The organism is Methanosarcinales archaeon, from assembly GCA_014859725.1.
Taxonomy (GTDB): Archaea; Halobacteriota; Methanosarcinia; order Methanosarcinales; family Methanocomedenaceae; genus Kmv04.
Genome location: JACUTQ010000197.1, coordinates 1 through 3674, shown reverse-complemented (window position 1 = coordinate 3674; position 3674 = coordinate 1). Strand labels below are relative to the sequence as shown.

General features: G+C 37.8%; 2 protein-coding genes. Both read right to left on the bottom strand.

Annotated elements, in window-relative coordinates:
- On the bottom strand, positions 1-2147 hold a 2147-nt coding region (locus tag IBX40_11950; protein ID MBE0525024.1), incomplete at its 3' end, for a sensor histidine kinase.
- A complete protein-coding gene (locus tag IBX40_11945; GenBank protein ID MBE0525023.1) occupies positions 2147-3403 on the bottom strand; it encodes a DNA cytosine methyltransferase in 1257 nt (418 codons plus the stop codon). The genes IBX40_11945 and IBX40_11950, both read right to left, overlap by 1 nt.
- Between the last annotated feature and the right edge of the window lie 271 nt (positions 3404-3674).

Sequence of the window (3674 nt, the reverse complement as noted above, 5' to 3'; positions counted from 1 at the left end):
TCCAATCTGAAATATGCTCCAGAATCGGATTTAAAAGCTTTTAATTTCAAACCATTTCTGGAAGCAGCCTCTCCTGCGATTGGAAGTCCAAGCCCACTACCAACGTTTTTCGTTGTAAATTCCGGCTCAAAAATTACTTCTGTCTCGATAAGATAATTTGCAATACCTGGTCCGGAATCACGATAATCAATATACGCAAGTTTGTTTCCATCATTGGAGACGATTATCTCAATTTTCTTGTCTGTTGATTGTTTTTCAACCATCCAATATATGCTGTTGTCAATCAGATTTGTCATAATTATATAAATATCCTGATACCATCCGCAAAACATCAGATCTTTAGGACAGTCAATATTGTGTGTAATGTTATGCATTCTAAGTTCATTTTCAAATACTTTGAATGAACTGGTGATATGTTCTAATAAAACAAAGTTTTTTTTCGGGCCACGTTTCGCTGCTGCTAAAGGATCAAGACGTCCAAAAAGTTTTACAAAAATATCCGCATTGTGCCCCATTCCAGTAACAATTGGAAAAATAGTATCAAGAATTTCCGGTTCTTTTTTGGTTTTAAATTCATGTGCCCAGAAGTTGAAATTTGGAATTGAATTTTTAAAAAAGTTTAATGGCTTGCGGCCTTCATGAAGAATTACATTTACAATCTTTCCCAATGTTGCCTGACCCTGATAAATCGCGACAGTCTGTCGGATATCTTCCACAATACGATTGCTCTCCTCCTCTTTTTTGGCAATGCTATTAATGATTTCATCTGCAATCTTTTCATCAATCCCACTCTTACTAAGCTTTGAACGAACGCCCCTTTTCAGATTGTCAAACTCAAAAAGTTTTTCAAGTTCGGTTTCTATTCTTAGCGTTTTTCTGCTAAGCCCCTCTTTTTTTCGATATGCAAAGCGTCTATTCTCTAATTCATTAATAACTTTAGCAGATATATCTTTGAGATTGGTATATGCCTGATTTTCACGCAGACCATCACGAGCACTTTTTTCTCGAAGATTTGATAAATCTTCAGATTGAATCAGTACATAACCAATAACTTGATCACTGCCTATCCTTGTGGAGGGGTTCTGTACGCGCCTTTTATTAAGTTTTAACCAATCAAAGTCCGGATCACCTAAAGGTCGTATTCTGAATCCATTTCGATATACTCCGATTCCATTATATTCATTTAGAAGAATTCTGGCTTGAAGATTCCCAACATAAATGCCTTTTTCGTCTGTAAGCCCGCGTTTAATAAGCTGTTCAATAGCTTCCTTATCACGATCATAAACCCGGATATCAAAATATAGTCTACCACAACCTGTTGGAACAGTATAATCAAATGGAATAGTTTCCTCAATAGTGTTTTGAGCTTTTTGATTTGTATAAGTAAGTGTGCCATTTCCATAATGTTCTATTGACCCTGATATTTTGTAATCATATAAATCAATAATCGGATATGGCTCAATTTTTTTGGAAATGTTGTCTGCTTGTCTTTTCCAGAAACCATCAAAATTGAGAAAAATTGAGAAGGAATTATCGTCAAAATTCTCAGGAAGTTCATACATGATGGGTGAATTTAACTTTTTTAGTTGAAATTCAAGATCCCGAATCTGTTTTTCATCCCATTCTGAAAGATAGTTTACATCGCCTGTTATTGTTAAAATAGTACCGGATGGTTGATCAGAAATTGTAGTTTTTACTAATATTTCTACGTTATCCAGATAATCCGCATTCTCAAAAGAGTCCCATTCCACATAAACTTCAGTCTTTTCTCCTTCGGGAGTAACTGTTACTAAAGAAAGATCATTCCCCAGAATTGAAGCAGCATAACGTCCTACTCCTTTACGCCCTTGCATGGTTCTTCCGTTTGGACTGGTTTTTCTTTTCAGTTTATCATCTGTTGAAGGAACCATCCAATTATTGATTACAATGTCTCTGGACATACCGTGACCATGATCTTCAATAATAATTGTAATGCTTTTCCTGTCTTCTGGAACCCTAAAAGTTATCTGGACATCCGGAGAGTCTGCATCATAGGCATTCTTTACTAATTCAACAATAGCGGCATATTTATCCTGAATAAGATCACGGCCTATTGTAAGAATATGCCGGCCCGCAGGTCTTATCGAATACTTATCATTTTCATCCATCACCATACCTCCTTTAGTTTCTCAGCAATTTTCTGGGACAGCAGAACAGGTACAGCGTTTCCTATCTGACGGTAAGCGGCAGTACGCCCGGGTTTGTCCGACATTCCCTCAAAGAAATAGTCATCTGGAAAAGTTTGCAGTCGGGCAGCTTCTCTGGGAGTTATTGACCGGTTCTGATTAATATCCGGATGAATGTAATAGTGCCCATCTTTGGATATGTGAGCCACAACAGTGTGGGAACAATCTCCATCCGAATCAACAACCTTGAAACGATCACGGAAAGAAGAACGGTTTTTGTGTGTTTTAAGTCGTTCCGGTAAGTCATTGTAGTCCAGTCTTTCCCTTTTTTCATTCCATTTTCTGGCTGCTATCCTGTAGATTTCAAGGTCCTGATCTGAATGTGGACGTGACTGATGTAAAGTAACCGGCACGTTATCATTGCGTATTCCAGCCTTATATAAATACTGACCTGTGCATTCCTTTAGTTGGCAGGGAAGTGTTGAGCCATTACCAGCTTGTAATTCCGGCAGATCCTGGAAAACCTCCCTGACTTTCACCTGTGGTTTCCAGATTTCCGGCTCTGGATAGAACCCCGTTTCATTACCTCTTCTACCAACAAGTATGACACGTTTTCTTTTCTGAAGTACTCCATAATTATCTGCCGAGAGAACTTTGTATTCAGTTTCATAACCTGCATCCTGGAACAATTTCCTCATACTTTCAAAGTAAGAAACACCATCCAGAGATTTTGCTGACAGTAATCCTGAAACATTTTCGAAAACAAAATAATGAGGTTGGTACCTTTTTAGGAATTCAGCATAGTAAACATATAAATAATTCCGCATGTCGAATTTCATTCGGTTCTTATCCCTTGATCGACCTACGAGTGAATATGCCTGACATGGAGGACCACCAATAATCAGATCTATAGACTCATTATCAAGAAACTCATCAATGCGTTTAAATATCTCAGGCAAAGATTCTTTATCTATTTTTGCATTGATTACCGATGCAATCAAAGACTCCGGAACCATCTCGTATAATTCAGATCTGCTGATTTTTCCATACAGATAATCACAATAGGCATCTGTCCAACCGCGACCTTTTAGCCAGTGATAAGCCATACGGGTTTTGAGTGTATAACATGCAGCCAGATCAACTTCCACATGAGCAACGGGAGAATAACCGGATCTTATAAAACCTTCAGAAAGGCCTCCCGCCCCGGCAAATACATCGAGAAATCTGATTTTATTCATATATGTCCTTCCTTATTCAGTCTTTCAAGATGGGGAGTTTCACAACAGTTATCAATTTCAAATTTATCGCCTCTTTGAAAGTAACCATCCAATAAATCTTAATTACAGGAAATGATTTAAAATGTATATAAAGAATTCCTATATTTTATTGAAGTACTCTTAAAGTACTCAAAAACCAAAAAACCAAAAACCACCGGAGCCCCTTTCTCAGAGCCTCCGGAAAACCTTCCTATCCTTTAATCCTCTTCAGCCTGAAGGTATTCTCCCTCTC

Coding starts and splice junctions, on each gene's coding strand:
- IBX40_11945 (MBE0525023.1), bottom strand. CDS start 3,403: ATGAATAAAATCAGATTTCTCGATGTATTTGCCGGGGCGGGAGGCCTT.